Annotated in this window: 28 protein-coding genes; 18 read left to right on the top strand and 10 right to left on the bottom strand. The window is 66.8% G+C overall.

All coding sequences use genetic code 11. The features are described from left to right. Positions 1 to 86 precede the first annotated feature (86 nt). Positions 87 to 1,124 (top strand): hypothetical protein, encoded by a 1,038-nt coding sequence (locus AB0B94_RS30845; RefSeq protein ID WP_357288625.1) that lies wholly within the window; start codon positions 87 to 89, stop codon positions 1,122 to 1,124. Positions 1,125 to 1,129: 5 nt separating this feature from the next. On the opposite strand, the gene AB0B94_RS30840 is transcribed toward AB0B94_RS30845, so the two are convergent. Beyond that, positions 1,130 to 1,900, bottom strand: a complete 771-nt coding sequence (locus AB0B94_RS30840; RefSeq protein WP_357288621.1) for a GntR family transcriptional regulator — start codon at positions 1,898 to 1,900, stop codon at positions 1,130 to 1,132. Between AB0B94_RS30840 and AB0B94_RS30835 the strand changes: the two genes are divergently transcribed. The 16 genes from AB0B94_RS30835 to AB0B94_RS30760 all read left to right on the top strand — a co-directional run bounded on the left by AB0B94_RS30835 (position 1,899) and on the right by AB0B94_RS30760 (position 13,639). Continuing rightward, positions 1,899 to 3,542, top strand: a complete 1,644-nt coding sequence (locus tag AB0B94_RS30835) for a hypothetical protein (RefSeq protein ID WP_357288617.1) — start codon at positions 1,899 to 1,901, stop codon at positions 3,540 to 3,542. The genes AB0B94_RS30840 and AB0B94_RS30835 overlap by 2 nt on opposite strands. Next, entirely contained in the window at positions 3,539 to 3,961 is a 423-nt protein-coding gene (locus AB0B94_RS30830) for a hypothetical protein (protein WP_357288614.1), read from the top strand. The genes AB0B94_RS30835 and AB0B94_RS30830 overlap by 4 nt, the downstream gene beginning before the upstream one ends. A 41-nt stretch (positions 3,962 to 4,002) precedes the next feature. After that, positions 4,003 to 4,275 carry a hypothetical protein gene (locus tag AB0B94_RS30825; protein WP_357288611.1) on the top strand — a complete coding sequence of 91 codons (273 nt, stop codon included), beginning with the start codon at positions 4,003 to 4,005 and terminating at the stop codon, positions 4,273 to 4,275. Next, a complete protein-coding gene (locus AB0B94_RS30820; protein WP_357288608.1) occupies positions 4,275 to 4,481 on the top strand; it encodes a hypothetical protein in 207 nt (68 codons plus the stop codon). Before AB0B94_RS30825 ends, AB0B94_RS30820 begins: the two co-directional genes overlap by 1 nt. Further along, positions 4,478 to 4,915 (top strand): hypothetical protein, encoded by a 438-nt coding sequence (locus AB0B94_RS30815; protein ID WP_357288604.1) that lies wholly within the window; start codon positions 4,478 to 4,480, stop codon positions 4,913 to 4,915. Before AB0B94_RS30820 ends, AB0B94_RS30815 begins: the two co-directional genes overlap by 4 nt. Before the next feature lie 178 nt (positions 4,916 to 5,093). Beyond that, positions 5,094 to 5,495: a hypothetical protein gene (locus tag AB0B94_RS30810; RefSeq protein WP_357288602.1), complete on the top strand. Its 402-nt coding sequence runs from the start codon at positions 5,094 to 5,096 to the stop codon at positions 5,493 to 5,495. Between the two features lie 3 nt (positions 5,496 to 5,498). Continuing rightward, positions 5,499 to 6,506 (top strand): hypothetical protein, encoded by a 1,008-nt coding sequence (locus AB0B94_RS30805; RefSeq protein WP_357288599.1) that lies wholly within the window; start codon positions 5,499 to 5,501, stop codon positions 6,504 to 6,506. 15 nt (positions 6,507 to 6,521) lie between these two features. Further along, positions 6,522 to 8,960, top strand: a complete 2,439-nt coding sequence (locus AB0B94_RS30800) for a hypothetical protein (RefSeq protein WP_357288596.1) — start codon at positions 6,522 to 6,524, stop codon at positions 8,958 to 8,960. Further along, on the top strand, positions 8,957 to 9,196 hold the full coding sequence (locus tag AB0B94_RS30795; RefSeq protein ID WP_357288593.1) for a hypothetical protein: 240 nt from the start codon (positions 8,957 to 8,959) through the stop codon (positions 9,194 to 9,196). The genes AB0B94_RS30800 and AB0B94_RS30795 overlap by 4 nt, the downstream gene beginning before the upstream one ends. A gap of 47 nt (positions 9,197 to 9,243) precedes the next feature. Then, a complete protein-coding gene (locus tag AB0B94_RS30790) occupies positions 9,244 to 9,939 on the top strand; it encodes a hypothetical protein (RefSeq protein WP_357288590.1) in 696 nt (231 codons plus the stop codon). Further along, positions 9,936 to 10,208, top strand: a complete 273-nt coding sequence (locus AB0B94_RS30785; protein WP_357288586.1) for a hypothetical protein — start codon at positions 9,936 to 9,938, stop codon at positions 10,206 to 10,208. Before AB0B94_RS30790 ends, AB0B94_RS30785 begins: the two co-directional genes overlap by 4 nt. A 154-nt stretch (positions 10,209 to 10,362) precedes the next feature. After that, positions 10,363 to 11,247 carry a helix-turn-helix transcriptional regulator gene (locus AB0B94_RS30780; protein ID WP_357288584.1) on the top strand — a complete coding sequence of 295 codons (885 nt, stop codon included), beginning with the start codon at positions 10,363 to 10,365 and terminating at the stop codon, positions 11,245 to 11,247. A gap of 15 nt (positions 11,248 to 11,262) precedes the next feature. Next, on the top strand, positions 11,263 to 11,502 hold the full coding sequence (locus AB0B94_RS30775) for a DUF397 domain-containing protein (RefSeq protein ID WP_357288580.1): 240 nt from the start codon (positions 11,263 to 11,265) through the stop codon (positions 11,500 to 11,502). 661 nt (positions 11,503 to 12,163) lie between these two features. Beyond that, a complete protein-coding gene (locus tag AB0B94_RS30770; RefSeq protein WP_357288577.1) occupies positions 12,164 to 12,415 on the top strand; it encodes a hypothetical protein in 252 nt (83 codons plus the stop codon). Positions 12,416 to 12,693: 278 nt separating this feature from the next. Continuing rightward, the gene (locus AB0B94_RS30765; RefSeq protein WP_357288574.1) at positions 12,694 to 13,275 is read left to right on the top strand and encodes a type II toxin-antitoxin system Phd/YefM family antitoxin; all 582 of its coding nucleotides are present in this window, start codon (positions 12,694 to 12,696) and stop codon (positions 13,273 to 13,275) included. Between the two features lie 46 nt (positions 13,276 to 13,321). Next, positions 13,322 to 13,639 carry a hypothetical protein gene (locus AB0B94_RS30760; RefSeq protein WP_357288571.1) on the top strand — a complete coding sequence of 106 codons (318 nt, stop codon included), beginning with the start codon at positions 13,322 to 13,324 and terminating at the stop codon, positions 13,637 to 13,639. A gap of 530 nt (positions 13,640 to 14,169) precedes the next feature. Here the strand turns inward: AB0B94_RS30760 and AB0B94_RS30755 are convergent. The 9 genes from AB0B94_RS30755 to AB0B94_RS30715 all read right to left on the bottom strand — a co-directional run bounded on the left by AB0B94_RS30755 (position 14,170) and on the right by AB0B94_RS30715 (position 23,684). Continuing rightward, positions 14,170 to 14,319, bottom strand: a complete 150-nt coding sequence (locus AB0B94_RS30755) for a hypothetical protein (protein ID WP_357288568.1) — start codon at positions 14,317 to 14,319, stop codon at positions 14,170 to 14,172. Between the two features lie 3 nt (positions 14,320 to 14,322). Continuing rightward, positions 14,323 to 14,679, bottom strand: a complete 357-nt coding sequence (locus AB0B94_RS30750; protein ID WP_357288565.1) for a hypothetical protein — start codon at positions 14,677 to 14,679, stop codon at positions 14,323 to 14,325. 438 nt (positions 14,680 to 15,117) lie between these two features. Further along, the gene (locus AB0B94_RS30745; RefSeq protein ID WP_357288562.1) at positions 15,118 to 15,543 is read right to left on the bottom strand and encodes a hypothetical protein; all 426 of its coding nucleotides are present in this window, start codon (positions 15,541 to 15,543) and stop codon (positions 15,118 to 15,120) included. Continuing rightward, complete coding sequence (locus tag AB0B94_RS30740) at positions 15,543 to 15,926, bottom strand: hypothetical protein (protein WP_357288558.1); 384 nt, start codon at positions 15,924 to 15,926, stop codon at positions 15,543 to 15,545. Before AB0B94_RS30740 ends, AB0B94_RS30745 begins: the two co-directional genes overlap by 1 nt. A 41-nt stretch (positions 15,927 to 15,967) precedes the next feature. After that, complete coding sequence (locus tag AB0B94_RS30735; RefSeq protein WP_357288555.1) at positions 15,968 to 16,891, bottom strand: peptidoglycan recognition family protein; 924 nt, start codon at positions 16,889 to 16,891, stop codon at positions 15,968 to 15,970. A gap of 201 nt (positions 16,892 to 17,092) precedes the next feature. After that, positions 17,093 to 17,881 (bottom strand): GDSL-type esterase/lipase family protein, encoded by a 789-nt coding sequence (locus AB0B94_RS30730; protein WP_357288552.1) that lies wholly within the window; start codon positions 17,879 to 17,881, stop codon positions 17,093 to 17,095. Between the two features lie 28 nt (positions 17,882 to 17,909). Next, complete coding sequence (locus AB0B94_RS30725) at positions 17,910 to 19,544, bottom strand: hypothetical protein (protein WP_357288549.1); 1,635 nt, start codon at positions 19,542 to 19,544, stop codon at positions 17,910 to 17,912. After that, positions 19,541 to 21,274 carry a carbohydrate binding domain-containing protein gene (locus AB0B94_RS30720; RefSeq protein ID WP_357288546.1) on the bottom strand — a complete coding sequence of 578 codons (1,734 nt, stop codon included), beginning with the start codon at positions 21,272 to 21,274 and terminating at the stop codon, positions 19,541 to 19,543. Before AB0B94_RS30720 ends, AB0B94_RS30725 begins: the two co-directional genes overlap by 4 nt. 115 nt (positions 21,275 to 21,389) lie before the next feature. Next, on the bottom strand, positions 21,390 to 23,684 hold the full coding sequence (locus tag AB0B94_RS30715) for a hypothetical protein (RefSeq protein WP_357288543.1): 2,295 nt from the start codon (positions 23,682 to 23,684) through the stop codon (positions 21,390 to 21,392). Positions 23,685 to 23,741: 57 nt separating this feature from the next. Here AB0B94_RS30715 and AB0B94_RS30710 point away from each other — a divergent pair, with 57 nt between their 5' ends. Continuing rightward, complete coding sequence (locus AB0B94_RS30710) at positions 23,742 to 24,128, top strand: hypothetical protein (RefSeq protein ID WP_357288540.1); 387 nt, start codon at positions 23,742 to 23,744, stop codon at positions 24,126 to 24,128. Positions 24,129 to 25,202 lie beyond the last annotated feature (1,074 nt).

Genomic DNA, 25,202 nt, shown 5'->3' with positions numbered 1-25,202 from the left:
ACCCCGGAAGCTGGTGTCCGGACTGCGTCAACACCCGGGCATGCGGCAGGATCAGCGCACCACCCACCGCCCAACCGGAGACTCACATGACCCTCAACAGCATCACCGGAAATGTGTGGTCCCGTCTCCGTGCCACCCGCTCCGACCCACCTGCCGCCGCAGCAGGGAACCGGAAACGCCGCGAGACGTACGTGTTCGCTCTCGAACAAGCCGAGCAGATGTTCCGAGCGGCAGCAGTCGTCGGGCCCGCGACCCGTCCACTGCTCGTGTTCTACGGGCTCAGCCAGGCAGGTCGGGCCATCGCCGCAGCGGCGGCAGACACCAGCGCGGCCGGCGGCTGGGAAATGAGTAGTCACGGGATCCTGCCGGTTGAACTACGTGACCCCCTGCCGGACATCAAGGTCTACGCCGACGGCAACAAGGGCAGCTTCGTTCGGTTGTCGCACATACTCGGCTCGCCCATCTGGGGTAAAGACGACGCTGTACGCCTTGCCCAACTCTGGGACACCGTGCCCGAGAACCGCACGCAACCAATCGTCGATGACGAACGATCCCGGCGCACCGTCCTCCGCGTGCACGGCGACCGCAGCTTCCAACCGCACCCGCTCGCAAGCGCACTCGTGTCCCACTTCCCGCCGTGGTTGGCAGCCGAGGCATCCGGGCAAAGCCTCCGCGAGTTCATGGCCGCGTACCCGACGGCGTCCGGGTACAGCAGCTACGTGCGAACAACCGACCACCCCGACGGACCACCCGCGTACGGCACCACGCAGGACGGGTGGGCGAACCTCCCCATGCACTGGGAAGCCCCACAGGGCAGGGAAGCCACGTGGGAGCAGCGAAACGAACACCTCGGCTCGATGATGCACCTCTTTGAAAGGGGCAGAGTTGCGACGGGTGTGTTCGTTCCCGTAGTGGGCGCGAACACCACCAGCCAGCATCCGCTGATGGCGTGGTGGGCGGTCACCTTTACCTTGTCGATGCTCGCCCGGTATCAGCCCGCTGAATGGGCTACCCACATCGATGTTGACCGGAGCCGGACCGCAGTGCCGATCGAACAGTTCCTGGCCTCGGCGATCGACGCCCTCCCGCGACTCATCCTCCAAACGATCCAAGAGGTGGCGTAACCGGGTCAGAGGTCGATCTCGTACTCCAACTCGACACCCGCCGACGAGATGACGATCTCTCGCGCCACTTCGACGACACGCCCGGACCCGTCGAGCATTTGCCGGGTGATGGCGAGCACGTCCCGTTCGGTCCGCAGCACTGCTGCTTCGTCGGTTGTTGGTGGCCGGGATGTAACCACCGGCCGGACCTTCTTCACTTGGACATCGAGCGACCACAGGTGCCCGATCGCCCCACCTGGTGACGGCTCACTCTCCGGGGTGGCGACCCAGGTGCCCTGGACCATGTCGAGCAGGTAGTACGAGGTTGTCACCTGAACCGGTGTTCCGTTGACCCGGTGGATGACGTATCGCCGCTGAAGTGGGGTTCCCTCGGGGATCCGGAACAGGTCGGCCAGCCCGGCGTCGGCGGGGACCTCGGTTAGCTCCACGGTCGGCAGATGTGGGGCCAGGGTGGAATCGGCGGCGGCCGGTGGTGGGGGGTAAGTAGTTCTCGCTGCGGTGGCTGCGTCTTCCCGGTACTGGTTCATCGAGATGCGCCGCGCTGGCACTGGTGGGCGGACGAACGTGCCGCGACCGACTTCGGTGCGGACGAGTCCTTCCCTGCGGAGGATGTCGAGGGCGGGCCGGACGGAGTTCCGGGAGACGTTCATCGCCTTGGCGATGTTGACCTCCGATGGCAGCAGCGTGCCGACGCCGAGTATGCCCGCACGGATCTCGCGTCGGAGTGTGTCTGCGACGCGGACGTAGGCGGGCTGGTCACTGTCGGCCTGCGGCATGCCGATCACGATAACCCCCGATCTTGGTTGGACTGCATCACCTGTAAGGACATCATGTATCACGCTCCCTGTCCAGCCGGCTGTATGGACAGGCGGTGCCTACAGCATGTACCGTGTCGATATGACCCCGAGCGGACACCTGCTGAGCCCAGACCTGGGCGACCTCAGAGACTCGGCCACCACACCGGTGCCGAGCGATGACGGCTGGTCGCCCCTCGACGTCACCGACTGGATCAGCGCGACCATCAGCCAGCACGTCATGGCCGGCACCGCGCTCCTCCTCGTGGCACTCCTCGCGGCGAGCATCATCAGCAAGCGCCGCCGCCAGGCCACCACCAAGGACGACGAAAACCGCGACGAGATCGGCGCCGTTGACCGGGGCATTACCCGGATCACCGCCTTGATCGCCACCGCCGTCCTCGCCGAAGGCATGTGGGGCTTCTTCGTTGACGTCATCCGCGTCGCCTGGCCAATCCGGGTGATCCTGTTCTCGTTCGTCGAGATGCAGATCATCACCGCGACCCGCCGGGCCCGCCGGCACCTGTACCGCCACGGCAGCCTCGGCACCGCGCCCCGCACCGTCTTCGGTCTCGCCGCCGCGTCGGCGACGATCGCCGCGATCCACGCGAACACCCTCGACGAGCGACTGTTCCGCCTGTTCGCCGCCGGAGTCGCCGCCTACATGTGGATCGAGGAACTGCGCGAGGAGCGCGACATCCTGCACCACAAGAACCCGACGAAGTACCCGCCGGTGAAGCGCCTCAAGCTCAACTGGGCGTTCACCCCTGAGCGTCTGTTTGCACGCCTCGGGTGGGTGGAGGCCAGTGACCGGACAGTGTCCGACGTTGACCGCGCCCGCCGTATCGCTACCTTCGCGCGGATCGCCTACCGGCTGCACCAGCTCGAAACGGGCGGTGTCACCGGGTGGCGTCTCCAGCGGGCTGAGCGTCGCCTGGCGCGGCAGGTCGAGCTGATGAACGAGTACCTGAACATGGCCACTGATCGGTCAGTGATGGCGGACGTGCAGAAGCACCTCGCCACCCTGTACCAGGCCCGCGACGGGGTGAAGAAGAAGGCGGTCGACGGGTTGTCCCCGTGGGCGCTGGACACCGCGACCGGACACCAGTCGGCCATTGGGGCGGACACCCGCCCGGACATGACGGCGGACACCAACGGGGTTGCGGTACCGGACATGGGTCCGCACCTGACGCTGGACATGCTGTCCGCCCTTGACCGGAAACCGGGTCGGGACACCCTGACCGACACCCGTCCGGACACGAAGGCGATTCAGGGTCCGGACGTGGCGGGGGACACCGTGACCGTCACCCGACCGGACAGGCAGACCCCCCGTAGCCGTACTCGGAGCCGGACATCTGACCGGACACCGAAGTGGACTCCGCCGCAGCTCAGGGCGTTCAAGATGCGCGACGAAGACGACGCGACCTACTCGACGATCGCCCGGAAGTTGTCCGTCGCGGAGAAGACCGTTGGGCGCTGGTTCAAGGAGCGCGAGCGGGCCGAGGAAGCACAGCGGGCACTGGCCGTGAGTCCGGACATCCTGTCCGCCCTGCCGGAGCCGAGGAAGCCAGTCACGTCCGGCACGAACGGACGCCACATCAACGTTGAGGAGACCCCGTCATGACCATCACCGACAACCCGACGGCTTGGCAGCCGTCCGACACCATGCCCGCTATCACGCTGCTCATCGAGGAGCCACCGTCCCGCGAGGTGGCCCTCCGTCCCGGACCCCTGGGACTTGCCCTCATCGACAACACCCCGGCTCAGGTGACCCTCGTCAACCAGGACAAGGACCCGGCCGACGTCACCCAGTACCGCCTGGTGAACCCGTGGCAGTGGCCGTGCCTCATCGGCGGTGTCCTGACCATCGGTGTTGTCATCGCCGCGTTCGCCACTGCCGTGGTCGCCGAGGACCACATCGAGCGCGCTACCAGCACGATCCTGGCGTCGCTGGTGCTGTTCCTGGCGCTGCGGGGGATGCACTACCGGTACGACCGCCGGGTTCAGTCCGCCGACGCGTTCAAGCCGATCACCAAGCCGTGACACCCACCCTGACCTGCGAAAACACCACCAGAGAGTCGGAGATGGCAGCCAAGATTTACGAGATCAAAGCCTTCAAGTCGGGGCGTGAGGTTCGCGAGTTGAACCCGTTCCTGACTGGGCTGGATTTCGACAACGCGGAGGTCATGTCTGACCTGCTCAACCGGCATTTGCGGGGTGCTGCTCTGCGGGATCGCGCCAAGCGGGAAGAGATCCACTTGTACCACTTGGAAGCGCGTGAGGTCGACCAGTACGGCAAAGGCCGTGGTCAGGTGCTGTTCCGGTGGATGTTGCCGGCCGAAACGGAGGTGGAGTAATGGCCACCAAACGGGCGGAACGGTCAGCGAACCGGCGTGGGGCGTGGCATCAAGCACAGGTCAACGACGCCCCCACACCTCGGCAACGGCTCTGGCGTGCCTGCGCCTGGCTGGTGTCGGAGGCGTGGCGGGCCAACCGCCTCGACGACGCCATCGAGGCCGTCATGAACGCGATCGATGAGATTCGAGAGGAGGTCCGGGCATGACCACACTGGTTACGGAGCGTGAAATTCGATCCCCCCGGAACGGGAGGGTTCCGAAGCTCGACAGCCCGGCTGTGTCGACGCGCGCACGCGCGAGGGTAAGGCTCACGGACCGTGTTGGCAACCCGGTCCTGACTATCAAGGCTGGGGCGCGCCGGTGGTGGCTGTGGACTGCCCGTCCGCTGTCTCTGCGGGCCTCGTGGGCGCTGTCCGCGATTGATCCGAAGCGCATACCGGGCTGCTCTGACGCCCTGTTCCTCCTATGGAGGATCTCCAACGCCACCGACCGGCTGCTGATGTTCGGCCTGGTCCTCATCGCCCCGTCGGTCCTACAGGGACCGCTGCGGTACATCGCTGCTCGACCCACTCGACGGTGGGGGTTCTACCTCGTCCTGGCGTCCCTACTGGCCGCCGACTTCATCACCGGAAGGGGCTGATCGTCGTGGCCGGGCTCGGCGCTGTTCTGGCGGTCTCGGGGTTCGTGGTCGATGTGCTGACCGAGCGGGCGCTTGGGCCGCGCAGGTACTCGCGCACCCGACGACGGATCAACGCCGTCTGCGTCCTGACCTCAGCGGTCGGTGTAGTTCTTCTCGTCAACCACATCCTCGGAAAGGGGTGATTCGCGTGTTCGAAGTTGGTATTGGCGCCGGCCTGATCGCCGTCGCTCTCGCCGCCCAGTGGCTCATCAGCAAGCGGCTCAAGAACCAGAAGGTATCCAAGATCTACAGTTGGATCGCGTGGTGCCTCGCCGTCCTCGGCGGCGTCGGAATCACCACCGGCTTCGGTGACGCCATGGGCATCGGCGCAGGCGGGGCAGGCATCGCCTCCCTCATTATGCTGCTGTTCATCGGCGTCGACATCGCCGACCGGCGGCCCGACTGGACCGCGTTCATCCTCATCTGCCTCACCCCGTCGTTCATGCGCCTGTCCGGGGGCACCCTCGGCCAGATCTACGACGGCATCCTCACCCCGTTCGACGGCATCCTGTCCGGCTTCCGCTCCTTCCTGGGGATGTGACCGGTGGACCCCATCTCGTTCCTGGTAACGGTGCTGGCCCTCTACGGGATCCTCACCCGTGACCCAGCCGCCCGCGCGGAAGCGGTGGAGGAGTGGGGTTACGCCAAACGCGGCGAAGAGTCCCCGGCAGCCCAAGACCGGCGGCAGCGGCTGGTCGACGCGGGTTTCGAACCGGCGTCGACCACCAAGCTGATGCGCCGGTACGTAACAAACCGGGTGCGGGAGTACCTGGTGGACCGGCAGGTGCAACGGGAGACGGAGCAGATCCGTAAGGGCGCCGACCAGGCAGCCGGGGCGGCGGCGGAGTCGTGGCGGGACCGCTTCGATGACGCCGCACGCCGGCTGGTTGACCAGTGGCGCACCGACTCGGACGCGCCGGGCGACAACACCAACACCCCGGACACCGACCTGCCCGTCACACCCCGCCCGAGGAAACCGGCAGACGACCAGAGCGCCGGCCCCGACGAAGACGACGAACCGATCACCGTTGTTCACGACTCCGACGAGTACGTCTACGCCGGGCGCACCGCACCACCACCAACTGACCCCTTCGGGTACCGCGCCACCAGCACAGGCGCCGACGGCAACACCCACAACTCCGAGGACCGTGGCCCGATCCGGGTAGACGCCACCCTCGGCGACCCCATCGCAGACCCCGCACCACCAGCAGCAATCGAAGCACCAGGAGGAACCATGGGAAACGCACTCGCACAGCAGGAAGTCACCGGTGTCGTATCCGGCGCCGGTGAAGCCCGCGCCATCCAACGGTCGCTCGACACCGCCGTTGCCTCGTTCGTCGCCCAGTTGTCGCAGATCCGGAACCGGATCAACCAGCTCGGCGAGCAGACCCTCAGCAACGTGCAGATGTCCGGCCGGTCGCAGGTGGTGCAGTACACCGCAGCCGCCGCTGAGGCCGCTGCCGCCGCGCAGGCCAGCGCCAACTCTTGCAACGCCGAGGTATCCCCGCTCCTCGGGAACGTCGCCCGCGCGTTCGATCGCGTCAACAGCTAACCGAAGGAGGATGCCGTGGTAGTGACGCCGCCGGCCCCCGCGCCACTGCCTTTCGGCGCCGGGGGCAAGACCGCGAAGACGCCCACCCCGGAGGGTGCGGCCAAGATGCAAGCCTGGTTCATCGACGATGAGGGTCGGCGTCGGCGGATGCCTTACGAGGTGCCCGTTGACGCCGACGACCAGCGCACCAAGCACGTACGCCACCAGTGCCCGAAGATGCGGGTTGTCAACGGTGGGGGCAAGGAACGGTGCCCGGAGTTCGATTGGCTGCTGCCGGAAACACCTGACCGGTTCTGCCGCTACCACAGTGACAAGCTGATGCCTCCGAAGGAGGGGGCGCGGCTGGCAACCGTTGCCGAGGCCACCTACAAGATGTACGGGCGGGCCGCCCTACCGTGGGCGGTTCCCACCGCAGGTGCGTTGACGGACCTGATCACGGACCTGGCGAACGTATCCGCGACCGCCCCGCTGTTGGCGACCCCCGTGCTTGCCGGCGGCGCCTACTACACGACGAAGCGGGCGTTGACGGCTCGGGCGATCAAACGGAACCGGATTGAGAAGGGGCAACGCGATGGGCGGCGGGTGCGTCACATCATCAATGAGTCCCGCCGGGCCGCGCTTCTTGCCGGCGAGGCCGGGCTGTGGGCGACTGCCCTAACGGGTACGGACCTGTCAACGTGGGCAGGTCGGATCATCGCCGCTGCCGGTTTGATCCGGTGGGCAGTCGGAGCGAAGTGCTGGTGGGATCGCGCTGAAGCGCGCCGCAGCCGCGAGATACCGGCCACGGACCTGAAGGTTGAGACCCCGGACGAGCAGCCGGTAGAGGCTCCCGACCCGGTGCGGCTTCGCGCCCTCGCCACCTGGGCAACCATCATCGGCTGCGCCGGTGGGCCCCTCGCCCACACCGAACTGGTCGACTACAACCAGCTTCCGGCGTGCGAGGTCCGGGCCAGTGTCCGCACCCAGTTGCCGAACTGGTCGGCGAAAGTCGTAGCGAAGGTCCCCGGGACGATCAACATGCGGGAGAGCAGGCCGACCCTCCTTGGTCGTATCGCCGCCGCCTACGCGTGCACCTACGCCGACGTCAGTTTCACCGCCGACGAATCAGACCTCAGCGTTGGGTGGCTCCGGGTCCAACCCGACAACCTCCTCGCGGAGACGAAACTGTGGCCCGGCCCTGACGTCGCGAACGACTGGCCGCGCGGCCGGTCCCGCATCGGCCGGTTCGATGACGGTCTTGACATTTTCTACCAGTGGTGGACGAAGACCGGCGCCGCCCATGACCTGATCTCCGGGTGCACCGGATCCGGGAAGTCCGAACTGGTTGCCCAACTCCTTCTCGCTTCCCTGCACTCGAACGGCCTGGTCCTGGACTGGGTTGGTGACCCGCAGGGCGGTCAGTCGTACGGGGCGTTGAAGGACGCCGTCGACTGGTTCGCCCGCGACGCGTCCGAGATCAAACTCATGCTCCTGGCCGCGTTGAAGGAGATGTACCGCCGCAACGACGAGCTTGCGGCCAACAACATCAAGACGTGGCGACCGACGAAGGCGATGCCGCTGCTGGTCATCACCTTGGATGAGGTTCAGTCGTACATCGACGACCCGGTCATCCTGGAACTGGTTGAGAAGCTTGTTGGGCAGGGGCGGAAGTGTGGCATCAAGATGCGCCTGATCACCCAGATCCCGGCGGCGTACAACCTTGGTGGGTCGACGTACATCAAGGAGCAACTGAAAGCCGGCCAGACTCTGATTTTCCGGGCGATGACTGACGTTGCTGGCCGGTCCGCTGTTGACGGGGACTGCCCCGTTGACCCGACTGCCCTGCCGTCGGTGTGGGGGGCGAACACCTGCGCTGCGGGAGAAACGACTGCCGGGTTGATGTTCGCCCAGGGCATCAATGGTCGCGACGTGTACGGCAGGGCCGACTACACCGGCGATGACATGCAGGTCTGGCTCACCGACACTCACGGGCAGTCCACGCTGTCTCCCGCGTCGTTCGGACGTGATGCCCAACTTGTATCCGGACCGCTGTGGGGGGATCGGGCAGAGCGGGCAATGCGACTGATTGCCGCCGGCCGGTCGGACGCCGACTTGCTGTCTGGCGGAAAGGCGTTGGAGCTGATCGAGATGGCTTCGGCGTCGCCTGTGCCACCAGTGCCGGGACAGAGGGCCCCATCTGGCGGCACCACACAGGTGCCCGCCGCGACCCCCAAGGCGCGTGACGCGGTGTTGGCTGCCGCCCGCGCGGGTGCCGACAGTCGGGGGGTTGTCGAGAGGGCAACCATCGCTGCTGCGATCCAAGGTCAGATGGCGGACGGAACGATGAACAAGGCGCTTACCGATCTCCTTGCCGACGGCAGCCTGCGTCGGATCAAAAACGGCATCTACGAGGTGCGGCAGCCGGTTAGCGCGCAGCAAGGAATCAAGCAACCAGCAGAAGGAGCCCAGCCATGACCACACCTCGGATCACCAGCATCGCCCTCGACGAGAACGAGATGCCCGACGCAATTACCGTCCTGCTGCCTGTGAGACACGCGGCCACGATCGTGCAGAAGTTCGGCGCCCTCTCTCGCGCAACGGGCGGGACCGAAGAGACAAGCGATCTGTACGACTGCCTGAATTCCCTGTTCAACACGTTCTGGGAGGGCAGGGTCAACGACTACCTCAGTGACCGGGCTGACGACCGGTGACCACATATCGGGTGGATGCGCCACCTCAAGGCAGTGGTCCTGGTCGGATGGTCGTTCGCCGCCGTAGCGCGGTCTACGGCATCCCGACGCTCCCCGTCGACAGCGCCGGTCGGGTCGTTCCCGGCCCGCCGGTGGTCGGCTACATCGGCCAGACAGCGCAGACGGTCAAGCAACGTGAGGACCAGCACCGGGAGACGCAGCCATTCGGGGATGTGATCTTCGGCGGGTCGTGGACGATTGAGGAAGGCTACTGGACCCAAGCTGAGTTGGACGCGAAAGAGGAGTGGTACATCCGTAACGGTGCGGTCCTCGTGCCCGGCCAGTCACCTCAACGCCCGGTGTACAACTACATTCACAACACCGAGAACCCGAAGAGGATCGAGGTGTGGCGGGCGGTTGAGCACCGGCAGGTCCGCGAGCCGGGGTGGGTGCAGTCGGCAAAGGGGGAGCGTGTTCCCCAACAGCGGGCAGTGGCCTATCCGGCTCGGGTGGCCGCCCCGGTGCGGTACGGGGCGTGGGCGTGGTTCCGGCGGCACCCTGCCGCGCAGGTCGCCGTGGTGCTCCTGGTCGTGTTCGGCGCCCTGGTCTGGGCTTCCGCTGGTCGCCTTGACGGATGGGATCCCGCCGGTGCGGGGCTCGCCGGGGTAGCTGGTGTGTTCGGCCTGGCCCTGGTCGACGGGCGGACGTGGGCGCGACTGTGGCGGGAGCTGACCGGCACGAGGCGTCGTAGGCGGCGCAGGTGAGCCAGGAGCGGGAGCCGTGGCTGTGGGCCATCCGAGACGAAGACGGCCAGTTGGTCGCCTACGGGGAGCAGCAGACGAACCTGCACATGGCCCCGTACGACATTGCCGCCGAGCGGATGGGTGTGTACGCATGGCCGTTGATCCAAGCCGGCCGGGCGGGGGAGTTGCGGAGGTTGGTGTGTCAGGTGCGGCGGCGGGGTGACACCGGTCGTCCGGCGGAGTGCCCGGCGAGTACGTGGGTGCTGCGGGCGTCAAAGTCTCGGCAGTGACCGGCGGGCCCCGACGACGAGTACGGGGCCCGCCGGTCTTGCTCGACCCGCAGTCGAACCCAGGACCCGAGCGTAACCCGCACGCACCCGACCATCTAGACGCCGCGTTTCGGCCATCTGAGGTGGCACAATCCGAACCGACAGGAGGATCACCGTGGCTAACGCGCTCGCACGCAGTAGGCGACTTGCCGCCGCGCTCATCGCGCTCCGCACCGACCGGGGGATGAGTCACCGGATGCTTGCGTCCGCTGCCGGTGTGTCGACTGCCCTGATCAGTCGCATGGAGCATCCCGAGGCGCATCTGACGTCGAAACCGGAGTTGGCCCGGAAACCGTCACCGGACGCCATCCCGAGACTCCTGGGCGCACTCGGCGTGGCCGAAGGATCTGACCTGTGGTCCGAGATTGTTGGCCTGGCCATAGCAGGGTCGGTGCCTGGGTGGTGGGAAACGATGCCGCTCGGTGCCCGGCAGCGCGCATGGGCCAAAGTTGAGGACGGCACGTCCTGGATCGCCGAGTACGGCATTCACCTTTGGCCGGGTCTGGTGCAGCACCCTGACTACGCCCAGCAACGCGCCCGGGTGGGGCAACCGCACCCGACGACCGTGGACGTGCATGTGATCGTCGCCGGTCGAGTGCGCCGGCAGCAGGTCATCACCGAGGGTGTCACCTACAACCTCGTGGTGGAGGAGCAGGCGATTCGCCGCCCATCCGTCCCGGACGCGGTTATGGCTGCCCAGCTCGACTACGTGTTGAAGCTGACCGAGTTGCCGAAGGTCAGCATCCAAGTTTTGCCCGTCAGTGCTCGGGTTGCGGACGGCCCCGTCTCGAATACCCCTTACTCCCTGATGACGTACCCCGACCCGGAGGACCCGCGCATCGTGGCGATCGACACGACCAGCGATGATTTCCTGGTTACCGACGAGTCGTCGGTTGAGGGGTACGCGCAGTTGCATACGCGGCTGCGTGCCGCTGCCCTGTCAGACGAGGACAGTGCGGCGTTCATCCGCGAGGCCGCAGCCGAGTTGGCCGCGTCCTGATCCGAAGGGGATTTCATGTCCGACCCGCAGTTCCGTAACACCACCGCCGGCCCGGCATTCAGGCACTGGATGAAGTCGCCGGACAGCAGCAACAGCGACGGGTGCCTGTACGTGTCGGCGGCAAACGACGGCTCCGGCCGGGTGGCGCTGGCTGAGAGCGAGGATGGCCCGGACGGTCCGGTGCTGGTTTTGTCTCGTGATTCGTGGGAGGCGTTCCGGTCCGGGACAACCTCGGGGGCGTTTGACCACATCTGACAGTTTTCGATCAAACCGAGGTTGGGGCACATGCTCTGACCTCGGTTTTTTCTGTCCAAGTTGGCTTGTGACCATGGTCGATTGGTGAGACAGTGGACGTAGGCCGCCGGTATGATACCGGCGGACGGTGAACGTGGTGGCCTCGATTCCCCGTACCGGGGCCACCGCATAAGCGGGTGCGGCGGTCGGCGCTGAGGGGAAGCAAGAGCCCGGCCGCCGCATCCCAGCGAGGGGGCGGGCGTGCGGCAAGACTGGATTGACGAAGCGCACCAAGTCATGCGCGAACACCTCCCCGCCGACGGCGACGTGTGGTGCACCTGCTGCGCCGAACGGCACCCGTGCCCGACCCGCCGAGACGCCCGCTCACTACTCATCCGGGTAGGGCGCCTGATCCTTGCTGACCGGGCGGGTGCCTGATGGGGGGCCGCGACGACGACGCGGAGCCCCTGGACCAGACCGGGGCGGCAACAATGTATCCGCAGCACGCTGGTTGGCGCGGTGACCGCAGCCACGGTGAGCTGCCGGCGTGGGTGACGGACCCGACCGAGGAGCACCCTGAGGTTCCCCCGCCGACTGTTGTCGTCCCGGTCAGTCCGTCTCCGGTGGAGCGCATGGAGGGCAACCGGGGCCGTTGGTTCCGACTCGGCTTCGGGCGGCGCATATGAGCGAGCTGCCGATACTTCCGCCCGGAACGGTGCTGCGTCTCGCTCCCGGTGAGTGGTGTGGTGAGGACCGGGTTCCGGTGTGGGATCGCGCGTACATCTGTGTTGAGCGGGTCCACGCCGACAGCCCGGAACAGGCGTGGGTAACCGGTCACGCGATTGAGTGCGCTTACAAGTCGAGTGATTGCACCATCCCGTGCATGGTGCTGCTGGTGCGGGTGGCGGCGATCCTCCGGCAGGTCGAGCGGTGACCGTCGCAGACGCGTGGGGGATGGCTTTGGCTGCCGAGTTGACGTGGCAGCAGCATCAGACGGTGGAGTCGACGTGGGCGCCGGGCACGTGCGCCCGATGTACGGATGGTGGGTGCAGGTTGTTGGCGTGGTCGGTGCGGGTCCGGACTGGGCGTGTGGCCCCCTACCCGGTGGTGCCGCCAATGCCGGTAAGTCTTCGCGAGTTGCCAACGGCCGCCTGAGTACAAACCTTAAGGTTTGTCTTGACGGTCCAGCATGGATACCTTAAGGTTTGAGTCATGACCAGCAAGAACGTCGGCATTGAAGAGGCCCGTAAGCGGCTCGGCGAACTCGTTACCGCCGCCCAGCAGGGCACCGACGTCATCCTTACCCGCAACGGCAAACCCGCCGCCCGTATCGTCGCGTTCAAGGAGCACACCGTGGTTTCCAGCATGGAGAGCGCCAGCACCCCTATTGCCAGCGGTGGGTACACCTACGACCACGAGGTCGACGGACCGGATTTCGTGGACTTCACCGCTGCCGAGTTGCGCACCCTGGCCAGCGAACGCGGCTACGACTTCAGTAGCCACCCCGAGATCGTGATCGCCGCCGCCGAAAAGGCCGTGACCGCCGCGCAGGACCGTGCGACCGCCGCACGGCAGGCACGAATTGCGTTCCGCAACGGACCGGCCGCCGCCGCCGAAAAGGCAATGAACGACGCTGAGGTGCACTCGGCCGAATACGACGCCGCAGCAGCTGCCCATGAGGCACTCGAACCACAGTGGCTCGCACTGGACAAGGACGTCGAGGCCGCCGAGCATGCGTTGGCTGCTGCCCGCATCGCATGGGAGTCGGCGATGGGTGCCCGGCTCGACGTGTAGCGCCGACGCAACGAGAAACGCCCTCATTACTGCCAAGGAGATCGACATGACCTGGACCAGCACCACCTACGGCGCCGAGTTCGGTGCCGACGAGCAGGCCAACGGCATCCGAGGATTCCTCAACGGTGGCGAGTACACCCCGGCCACCGAAGACGCCATCTACGAGGCACTGATGGTCGAGTACAACAACGAGGTCAACGACCTGCTGCCCGAGGGTGCGACCTGGGAGCCCGCGACCAGCCAGTTCACTCACCCGCGCGGCGCTGAGATGCCCGACCACGAGGAGATGACCGAGTTGTTCCGGGTGGCTTGGAGCCGAGTTGAGAGCCGCTACGAGACGATCGAAGCGGCGGCGCTCGCCTGAACGTGGATACAAAAGCAACAGGCCCACCCCTGAGGGGTGGGCCTGTTTGCGTTTAGCCCCGCCTACGCGGGGAGCACTTGCACCCCTGGAGGAGCAATGGAGCACCCCCACTAGCGTGGGGAATGGTGCGAAACACAAGTCCTCGTGGATGGGACGAGTGGATCACCCCCACGAACGTGGGGACTGGTCTGACGCTAGCAGATGTGCCCGGAACCGCAACAGCGCCGCGCCTCGCGCCGACGTCGCGATACCACAGCCGAGTCTGATCTGGGAGTTATCCACAGCCCGTCGAGTTATCCACAGCCCGACTGTTGGTGGTTGCCCCGCCCGACCACTCGGGGCAGTCTCGTCCTGTCGGCGTGATCGCCTCGGGTTGCTGGCCACGGCCGCGAGCAGGTGGAGCAAGCCCGCAACGCAGGTCACCGACACAACAAAGACCGGCCCGGCCCTCCCCGCCACGAAGGCAAGGAGGACCGGGCCGGCTTGTTGGCGTCACCCGTCGGGTGGTGACGCCGATCCCTGGGGAGGGCTCAGGTGAGCGCGTTGAGCGCAGGGATCGTAAAAGCAGCAGCGATGACGCAGGCGATAGCGAGCCAGCCGAGGTTGACTCGCCCACCGACACCAACCGCGTGAAGGATCGCGAGGATCACGGCTGCGACCAGGAGCAGGGCGGCGAACATGGGTCAGACCCGTTCGGGTGACTTGTCGGTGTTCAGCGTGCCCTGCGCGGCGCCGGCAACACCGGTCGGCTTGTAGAAGCCGAAGTGCACGGCAACCGCGATCCCGAAGTTGATGAGGGTGGTGTAGATCAGCGGCACCGCCTCGAAAGGCACGTCCATCTGGGTGGCCTGGAGCCACGCCTTCAGGACGGTCGTCACGGCCGCGAGGAACAGCAGCAGGGTCGCCTTGACGCCGGCCGACGTCGACTGGCGGGTGACGAGGCCGACGACGATCGGCAGCAGGATGGTGATGACCAGGCTCAGGAGGCCGCCGAGGTCCGGCTCGAAGCCGTAGACGGGCAGCTCGGGTACGTCGTGCACGAGATGTCTCCCAGGGGATCTTGGAATGTGAGGAAGCGCCCGTTGGGTGTAGAACCGGGCGCGCGAATGAAGGCCGGCATCGCTCGCCGGCCTGGTGGGGGTACGGTGCCGAGGTGACGACCGGTGAACCCGTACAGCCGTGGTTACTGCCAGGGCTCCGCCGGGTACAGCGGTGGCGGTCCGGGACCGTGTCGCACTGGCAGTGCCAGCACGTCAGCCTCGGGTTGCTGCCCGACGGCAGGTGGGTCGTCGAGCACACAGACACAAACGTTGGCTCCCGCGTCTACCCGTCGGAGACGGAAGCGCGGCAGGTCGCTACCCAGGTGATGGCCGCTACCGGTGAGGCGTGGGATGAGGTTCCCGCCGAGTACGACTCGACCGGTCAGCCCACGGGGAAGGGGTGGGTTCGGCGCGGCGGAACCTGGTCACGGCAATGACCTAGTCGCGGTCACCGTCGTGGTGGGCGACACCGTTACTCGACGGGGTCGGGTCGGTTGATGCCATAACCCGCAACCGGTCGATGGTGGCGTCAGGGGCGAAGATCGCCGCATGCCAACGGGCCAGTATCCGTGTCATCTCCCGTACCGCAGACCGCAGCTCGGCTACCTCTGCGTTCGCGGCTTTGGCCTGATGACGGGCATCACGTACCTCAGACTGCAACTCACTGACTCGGGTCTTGAGCGGTTCGACCAGGGTCAGGGCTGTGTCGGTGATGACGTCAGCGGCGTCGGCCCGGAACTTCTTCCGCTGCAACCACACGGTTGCGATCGCGGCGGCCCCACCGAGGCCACCGAGGATACCCACGGCCGACAGGAGGATCTGCACCCACGGCGGTCCCGCCGGAGGTGATGGCGCGGTCAACATCAGGCGCCTCCCTCAGCGGAGACCCGGTACAGACGGCGCAGGTCACGGATGATCTGCCCGGACCTCCACCACGACGCCACCGCGACCGCCGAGACGAAAGCGCCTGCCGCTGTGGCTTGTCCGGCGGAGACGCTGAACAGGGCGATCGTGTACATGGCGGTTAGCGCGCCGAGGAGGAACAGGGCACCCAGTTCGACGGCGAGCGCCGATACCAATGCGCCCCGCCACCAGATTCCGACCAAGCCGACCACGCCGCACACCAGCAGCCCGACTTCCCACGTCGATTGCAGCCACACGGGCATCGATGCGGCGACTGACGCCGGGCGTGTGTCGCCCAGGAGCAGGGCAAGACCGCAGATGCCGGCCGCGACCAAGAACGTCACCTCGAACGGTTGCCGTCCACGGGTGACTAGTACCGGCGGCATTACCCGCCCGTCGGGGTGGCACCATCGAGACCGCCCAGGACGGTCCGCAGGCCGCGCTCGACCGCGTCAACCACACGGTCGTCGTCGATGTCGCCCAACTCGGACCGGACCGCGTTGATGAGCTGCGGCCCGAAACCCTGCACCACGGCGGCAACGATCGCAGTCTCGTCGACCCAGTCCCGGCCGGCGAGCTGGGCGAGGTTCGCTTTGACTTCGAGCAGCAACGCGGTCTGCTTCTTTGCCTCACGTGTGCCCCAGTGGGGGCGCTTCCGTTCCGGGGTTGTATCCAGGCCGAGGGTCCACGCCTCGGCGTCCTCCCACGCGATGGACAGCGATCCATCCTGTGCAGGGGTCATGTCTGGTTCCTCCTCAGTCTCAGTTGCTCCGCTGACAATGGCTTTGGCCTGTCGGAGGATTTCCGGCTTCTGTGCTTTGATCTTCGTGCCGGGGCATTCGGAGTGCCCCCAGTTGTAGCCGGACTCGGCACCCATGCTGTGGTGGCCGAGGCCCCGCCCTGTGGGGCTGGTCGCGAGTTGGAGCGGGATGCCATGCTCGCGGTGAGCGCGGGCAAGGATCTTCGCGTTCGCGGTCACCTGCGCGGCCGTTAGCCCGCCATCCGCAACGAAACCCTCGTTCTCAATGCTCAGCCAGGAACTGTTGCCGTCCCGCTGCGTCCATGCCCGCTCGGCGGTGTCAACGACCTGGGCGATCCGCCCGTCCTTCGCAACCACGAAGTGCGACGACACATCAGCGGACGGGTTGCGCTGCCACGAGATCGTGCCCTCATAGGTGCCCTGCGCGATGTGCACGATGACGCCCCGGTGCTCGGCCAACCGATCAGCCGCCTCACCCGGCTTTCCGTCACCGTCACCCGAATTGATGGTGGACCCCCGCCACTGCGCGAGGTCAGTCCAGCGGCCCATTCGGATACCTTCCTTGTCGACTGCCCAACAGTGAGCAGACCCGGTTGCCGGCCATGGCTATCGTGATGCGGTGACCCGATTCCGTTTCGTTACTGCGCTTGCGGCGATTCGGCGCTGGTACCAACGGTCGGCGTCGACCACTTCATGCCCGTTGTGTGAGTACGGGCTACGTGCTGATGACGTGGTGTGCCCCGACTGTGGTCACCCAGTGCACAGCTCGGTCTGAGGCACCGGCTGCGGCAGCGGATCCCGACCAGTGCGAGTGATGCCGTCGGCGGTGAGGATCGGGCCGAGGCACTGCCACCAGACCCACGCCATCCGCTCGTAGCCCTCGTCGTCCGGGTGCACGCCGTCGGCCAGGAGCCGGCTCGGCACGGCGCGGGTCATCCGGGCCACCGAGACCCGCGGGCTGGCCGCGTCGGCAATGGCCTGGATCTGGGCGTTGAACTGCCGGCTGAGCAGCGACGCCGTGTCCTTCTGGTCGCTCCCATAGGGCGGGATGAGGTCGGCGACGATGACCCGCACGGTGGGGTCGGTGGTCAGGATCGCGGCCAGGAGCCCGCGCAACCTGTTGCCCATCGTGGTGGCGCTTGCCCCCTGTAGGGCGTCATTGGTCCCGCCCATCACCAGCACCACATCCGGGTCGTAGGTGGTCACCCAGCCGGCCGCCTCTGCGGTGAGCTGGTCGATCCGCCACCCACCGTGACCCTCATGTTGCGGCTGCGGGCCGAGGCCATCGACCAGACCACCGACCATGTCCGTGGTCGTGTACTGACCCACGTCAACCAGGTAGCTGGTCAGGTATGCCCGGTACCCGTCCGTCGTTGGACTGCCAACACCTCGGGTGATGCTGTCGCCGATCGCCAGGATCCGTAGGTGCTGGCTGGTGTCGAGCGGGGCCGGTGCGGCGACCGCTGGCATCGACCCGGCGACAGTCAGGGTGACCGCTACGGCGGTCAGGGCGGCGAGCAGGGTACGGATCCGGGGCACAGGAGTCCTCTCGATCGATCAAGATTGGTTAGCGGCGGGTGGATTGGGCTTGTCGCCGCAGGTCCGCCAAGGCACGCGCGGTTGAGGCCGCGTAGCTGTCCAGTTCCAACGTGGCTGACGCGTCAGATGCCCGGAACTCCGACGCAACGATCCGAAAGACCGTCACACCGTCGCGGGATGTGGCGTTGAGGGCGTCGACCCTGGGCAGGATGCCGCGCACCCGGATCAGGCCGGGTCGGATCTCCCACGGCTGGACCATGCGACCGGAGATCAGGTCCTGGATCGGCCGGGCAATCCGCAACCGGCCTGCGTTGGCGGGTTGGCTGCGATCGGCCAACCATGCGTCCCCGGCTCGCTGAGCGTCCGCGAGGGAGCCGACCTCGGCACCCAGGTCGATCTGCCCCTGCCGGATCAAACCGGCGGCGTCGAGCACCGGGACGGTGGCTGACCGGGTGGTGATCTGCGTGCGGCCGGTTGCGTCGCGCCATCGCACGGTGACCCGGTTGTAGAGCCCGTCCGCGCTACCGGGGGCGTCGTACCCGTCGGTCAGGTCGGCCTCGTACTGCACCGCTGTCGGGATCAGCGTCCACTCAAACCGGTACTTGCCGTTAGGGCCGCGCTCCCACACGCGCCACGTGAAATTCGGCTCCAACGCCATCAGGTCCGCGAGTACTTGCCCAGGGTCAGTGCCGTCCGGGTAGGTGAGCTGCTGGATCTGGTGGCTGGTCGTCGCTACCACCGCAGACGGGCCGTCGAACTGGTTCAGCAGGCGGCCGAGTAGGTCGTTGACCACCTGGTGCGCCAGTACGTAGTCGGTGGTGTAACCGCTGGTCACCTCAACCCCGGAGGCGTTGTACCGCATAGCGATGAGCACTATCGACGAGACCGCCACCCACGCTGTGTCAGCGCCTTCGGTCGCCGCCCCGCCGCTGTACTGAACCCGCCACTCGATGGTGTTTCTGCCGTTGAACCAGTCCGTTCCGACCACTGCGCTGGCACTACCACCGGAGGTACTGAGGGTTGCCGACGTGGCAATCTCGCCCACACCCAACACGCCGTCGGTACGGGCGACGGTTTGGATGACGTAGTCCGTGTTGGTGCGGCCGGCGTCCCACGTGTAGCTGATCCTGGCCGGTTTCTGCCCGGCGAGCGCGAAACGCCAGTACCGCATGACGACACGCGTCCCGGACACCATCGGTGTCCCGGACGGGAACTGCAACACGAGGGCTTGGCGTAACCCGGCGCTGTCGCCGGGGTCGGTTCCCACCGATGCCGACGCACCCGGGGTGGCGTTGTCCTGCCGCAGCAGGGAACCCATGTCCCGGTCCGCGTACCCGATCGGAACAGTGCGGTCCCGTGTGTGTGCCTGCCCGCCGACAGCGGTCAGTTCCCACACCTGCCCGTCAGCACCGGCCGACCGACCAGGGTCTTCCATGCGCCCGTCCCACATCACCATGCCGGTGCGGGCGTCGTACACGGTGACAGTGCCGTAGTAGGCGATCTCGTCCGGTTGGATGGACAGGGGCCGGTCAAGCGGCACCCGGCATGACGCGTACCCGCCGGGGTCTGTCCACCGCATCACGAGGTCGCGGGCGTCGGCGGTGATGTGCCGGTCGCCGCGACTGGTGACCAAGCGGATTGTCAGTGGGATCGGGAGGCTCATGAACCCACCGGCGCCACGTAGAGGTGTCTCGGCCAGTACGAGACGGTGATCGTCGTGGTGTCGTTGAGGCTGTCGGCTGACGCCAGGGCGGTGTCGACGGACCTCGCCCAGGTGATCCGGTTGACCTGCCCCGGGAGGGCGTAGATGGCCCCGGCTCCGGCGATCTGCACCGTCTGGTCAGCGCGACGTACCGCACCCCCGGAGGTGAGGACGTAGCCCATGCCGGCGGTGCCGTCGAGACGCACCCTCGGGTCGGTGCCAGCGCCGCCGTCGGGCCAGTCGACGACCATGAGGGCGTCGTCGGCGGGCACGACCAGCAGGTAGTCCACGTCAAGGGTGCCGGACCCGGACACCCGCTCGGCGCCGAAGCCGACTCCGCCGAGCATGTCCATCTCAACACCGGAGTACCCGTCGACCACGGGGTCAGCACAGGACGGGACGGCCATGAGGCCCAGGTCCACGAGGCGGGTAGTCGTCGACAGCGGCACCACGACCGGGTCTCCGACGACCGCTCCACCGCCGGACGACACCCGCATCCGGATGACCGAGGTGGCGTCGGAGCGGCGGACCCGAGCGAGCACCCGGTAGGTGCCCCTCATGGCGGTGCCGGTCCAGTTGATGCCGCCCCTGTGCGTCATTGCCGGTGTGGTCGAGAACGACACCCGCAGGTAGTTGTCCCCGCCGCCGGACATCGCGCCGTCGTGGGTTTGGAGGGTGGTGTCGGCGCCCAGTCCGGTCAGTTCTTCCGCGCCGACCGCGACGACGGTGTCCGTGACGGTGCCACGCCGCCGGATGCCGATCATCGTTTTTGGTGCTGCCGAGCTGATCAGGGCGGTGGCGCCGTGTTCAAACATCAGCGGGGTCTCGACGTCGCCGAGAACGCCGCTGATGTCGAAGCACATGCCGCCCGGACCACCGGAGCGCCGGATCCTCGCCTCGTCGATCCACAGCAGGTGCGAGCCGGGCGGGGTTGACCCCATCGACCCACCGATCAGCCGCGCCTGGGTCGCGGTCGGCGGGGCGGTGCCGTACGCCTCCACCTCAGTCCACGTGGTCGCCGCGAGCGACGTAGCCACAAGGGTTGACGACACGAACGCCCCGGCTGCGGTGTACCAACCGATCCCAACCGACACCGACCGGGCGGCGGCGCACCGCTGCCACGCCGACGCCCGATACACCACCCCAGCTGTCACCGGGACCAGTTCCGATTGGGCGGTCACAGTAGCCGTCACACCATCCGGAGTGAGAAGCAGAGACCCGGTGCCCTCGTGTGCTTGGCCCGGATCACGGGCGACTGTTCCACCCGTACCAGTCCACCCCGACGCGCTCAACGACGTAGTAAAGAACGGGTTGGAGTTGAGAGTCGTTCCCTCCGCCGGGTCGTTGTAGACGATCACCGGCGGCAGGTCAACCCGAAGCCCAAGAGCGAACGGTTCCGCCGGGACCTGCGCGGTCACTACCCGCTGAACCGGATCCCAGGTGACCGCATCAGGGGTGGTTCGGAAGGTGCGGAAGTGCACCCCCACGGAGGTACCAGGCCGGTACCGGAGGATGTTGCGAGGTCGGTCCAGTTCGCGGAACAGGGCTTGCAACGCGGCGGCGGTGTCGTCGTCACTGACGTCCCAGATTTGCAGGACCAGGGTGATGGTCCGGTTGGTGTACGCGGCGGCGGGGTACCGGTCCCCGTCAACCATCAACGTCGACACGACGGCGCGCCGCAGCTCGGCCATTCCGAACGTGGTTGCCCCTTGCGGTGCCCATGGTGCTGCCCGAAGATCGAGCCGCACCGTGGGGGTGGCCGAGATCGAGGACACGAATTGCAGGTCGTACGACACGGCCACCCCCTCAGGTTCGGTAGAACACGTCAGCCTCACGTCCGGTGATGTGCCCAACGGTGCGGCCGTCGAGCGTCACGGTCAGCCCGGACACCGCAGCCCTGACCGCCTGTGCAAAGTGCGCAGGTGTGTATACCGGGGAGTCCGGGGAAGCTGGCGCCGGTCGGGCCATCTGCATCGCCGCCTTCCACACGGCTTGCAGCGCACCCTTGGGTTGCACGTCGTACCCGTACCACTCCATTGCCTGCCTGCCGATACCCACCGACCGTTCCCGATCACCGAACCGGGGAATAAACGCCTCCCCGCCGGTGGCGGGCTCCGCGAACGCGTACCGGGCGACAGCGGCGGGGGAGTAGACACCTGCTTCGCGGAGATTCACAAGCCCCGTTTGGGCGTGTTCGTACACCCCACCCCACCGGTTCGCGACCCCACCAGCAGAGTTCTGCCCCGAGATACGCAACTCGCGGTAGACGCCGTTGATGTAGAACGTCTTGTTCGGGATCTTCCGCTGGTTGAGCTGCTGAATCGCCGACAGCGCCTGCGTTGTGTTCGCCGTGACCTTCGTCGTCACGTCCTTCGGCATCTCCGCGTAAGCACCAACCAGCCTGTCAACCTGGGCTTTGGTCAACCCAGACTGAGACAACGTCTTCCGCAACTGGGTGATGTACCCGTCGTACACCGCGTTCGCGTCCTTAACCGACCGGGTTTCTTCGTACTTCTTCGATGCGGCCTCAGCGGCAGCCTCAGCGGCACGACCAACCGCGATCCGGTTCTCCAACGCCGCAGCGGAGTTCCCTTCGATCTCCCTGCCGTTCTCCCGGAACGACTCCGCTACCGCGTCGATCGCCTCCTGCGTGGCAAGCATCTGCTCATCGGCGGTGAGCTGCACACCATGCAGGGCACGCCACGCCTGCGCGTACCCGCCCGTGACCTCAATCGCCTGCTCCATAGACCCGTTGAGCAGGTTCTGTTCACGGGTCAGACCATGCGCTTCGGCCTGGGCGTCCTTCATCCACTGCGCCGTAGCAGGCAACAACTTGTTCAAGGAGGCGACGTTGAGCCCAGACTTCAACAGGATCTCGTTGTACGCCCGCGACACCCCGTCAAGGTTCTTCGTTGACTCGGCCACGCTCAACAGTTCGGCGTCAAGCGCCCTGAATCGGTCCGCCGACCCGGTGAACGATCCCCCGGTCATCAACTCGTTCAGCGACTTGACCGGCGGGATGATCCCCTCGATTGCCCTCCCGAGCTTCGGGAACCAGCCGTCACTAGCACCAGCGGCGGCCTCGTTCAGCCGTTCCAAGTCGGTGCCGAATTGGCGGGTTAGTTCCCCGCCGACTTCGCCGCTGAGGGCGAGTTCCCGCAGCGACCGGTTCAACGCGTCGACCTTCACAGCCGAGTCGTCGAACTGGTCGAGGACCACCCCAGCGACCTGCAACCCGATCAGGGCGGTCGCGGCCTTGCCGGCGTAGTCAACCGTTCGAGACAGGCCACGTCCGGCGCGTTCGCCCGCCGGGCCCATCCGGTCCAGAGCGCCGGTCGCCCGGTCAGTCACCGTGGCGAGTTTCCCGCCGACGGTGTTGAGTTTGCCCCACAACAGTGCGAGCGCCGCACCGGCAAGGAGGACGGACTGTAACCCGTCGGGTAGGGCGGTGAACGCCCCGGCAACGTCCTGCACAACCTCGGCGCCAGCGGTGAGGACGTTGAAGAACAGTTCGACGGCGTCTCGGGTGCCGGGGTCGGCGAGGGTGTCTCGTAGGGTCGCGCCGAGGACGGTCAGGACGTCAACGGCGCCTCGGATCGCGGCGTTGCCGGTCTCGATAATCCCGGCCACGTCGCGGGTGGTTGACGCACTGTCGTTGAACCGCTCCAGCGCATCGGCCATGTCCCGGAAGAGCGTTGATCCTTGCTGCATCCCGCCGATCCGACCGACCAACACGAAGATCTCTTTGCCGATGTCGAGTAGCGCATCAGCCTGGCTGGCGGCGTCGGCGAAGAACCGTTCAAGGTCACCGTTCGCGGCTGCCTGGTCGATCCAGGTGTTGAAGTCGTCAAGGTACGACAGGAGACTGTCGCCGAACTGGTCCACGAACGGCGCGGAGCCGATAAACATGCGGCTGAGGGACTTGGATGTGGGACCGATCCGGGCGTTGACCTTGTCGAAGAACCGGTCGGACGAGTCGAACGCCACATCCAGCCCGGCGAGGAACTGCGGGTCGCGGCCAACTTTGAACAGTTCACGGAACGTTTGGTTCCAGGTGTCGCCGAACCTGATGACCTGCTTCCGGGCGAACGGCAGCGCCACCTCAGCGGTCTGCCGCAGCTCACGGTCCAAGCCGGCGAAGACCCGGTCCTGGGCGAGTTGCTGCAACCCGACCAGATCCGGGCGCAACCGCTTGATCTCGTCCACGAACTTCTTCGCGTTCTTGCTGAGCTTGTCGTACGCGGTCGCCGCCGCAGCAGCCCCACCGCCACCACCGGCGGCACCCGCAGCCATCGCCTCCTGCGCTGCGGTGACGGCGTCAGTGGCGTCCCGGACCTGGTCGGCTGCGTCGGCTTGCCGCCGCAACGCCGCCTGCACCAGCTCGGATCCCTCAACCCCAGCTTTGGCGGCTTCGGCCTGGTCCTGACGCAGATCCTTTGCCTGCGCCCCGACTTCCTTCACCGACTGCTTGGCCTGCTCATAGGCAAGCTGCGCCCGCTCCAGTTCGAGGCCGGTCACCGATGCCGGGTCAAGCCGGTCCTGTGAGATCAGCTTGTCGAGTTCGGCTTTCGCCTCACGCACCGACAGGGCGGCATCGCGTTCGTCGAGGCTGATCCGGCCGAGAGCGATACCCATGTCCCGGAGTTGCCGGGTGGCATCACGGCGGGCCCTGGTCACTTCCTGCTGGGCGAGGCGGGAATCCCGCTGGGCGCGGGTCAGGTTCCGTTCCGCTGCTTCGAGCGCCCTCGCGTTCGAAGCGGCCTGTGACGCACCGCCCCCACCACCACCGCCCCCACCGGACGACGGCGGGTCGAACACGTCGCCGATGGCGTCGCCGATACCCATTCCGCCGAGGGCGAGAGTGCCAAGAGCCCCAAGGGCGCCAGCGGCCAAACCGGGGATCGCGGCGAGGGCACCACCGATCGCGGCAATAACCGGCGGGACACCTTGGAGTGCGGCGGACGCGGCTGCCGCCCCACCGGCCAACCCCAGCAGCGGTGCAGGGCTGATACGGGACAGGCCACCGGCCACACCCGCTGCCGCGCTACCGCCGGCAGCCGCACCAAGACGACGCCCCTCGGCAACGAACCGGCCACGGGCGTCACGCAGACGCCCATCGGCACCACGGACGAACCCGTCACCGAACGCCTGCCCGCCGGCAGCACCAGCGGAAGCGAACTGGCCTCGGGCGTTACGCAACTGGGCGGAAGTACCACGGGCAACATCCTGTGCCGCCCGCTGCGACGCCACCCCAAGCCGGGCAACCTCCGTTTGGGCACCACGGGACTCATCCCGCAGCCGGCGGACGTCGTCGGCGCCGCCCTTCATGTCCCGGCGGAACCCGCCCACTTCGGCAACGAACTCAACAGCAACACGGCGACGGGCCACCGGGGTCACCCCCTGCGTTACCAGTCGATACGGGGTGCCGGATCTCCACGGCGCTGCTTGACAAGCTGCGGAATCAACGCCCGATGGTCATCCGCTTTGACCTTGGCCTGCCATTTACGGGTAGCTGTACCGACATGACACACCCGAGGTAGCTTCGGCCAATACACCCACTTCCCGAACGGGTTATCGGCGTCCGCATCCGGGGACTGGCACACTTCCGGGTCCCCACCG

Source organism: Micromonospora sp. NPDC048986 (assembly GCF_040649335.1).
GTDB lineage: Bacteria > Actinomycetota > Actinomycetes > Mycobacteriales > Micromonosporaceae > Micromonospora > Micromonospora alfalfae.
Note: the sequence above shows the minus strand (reverse complement) of the source record. Positions and strands in the feature narration are given on the sequence as shown.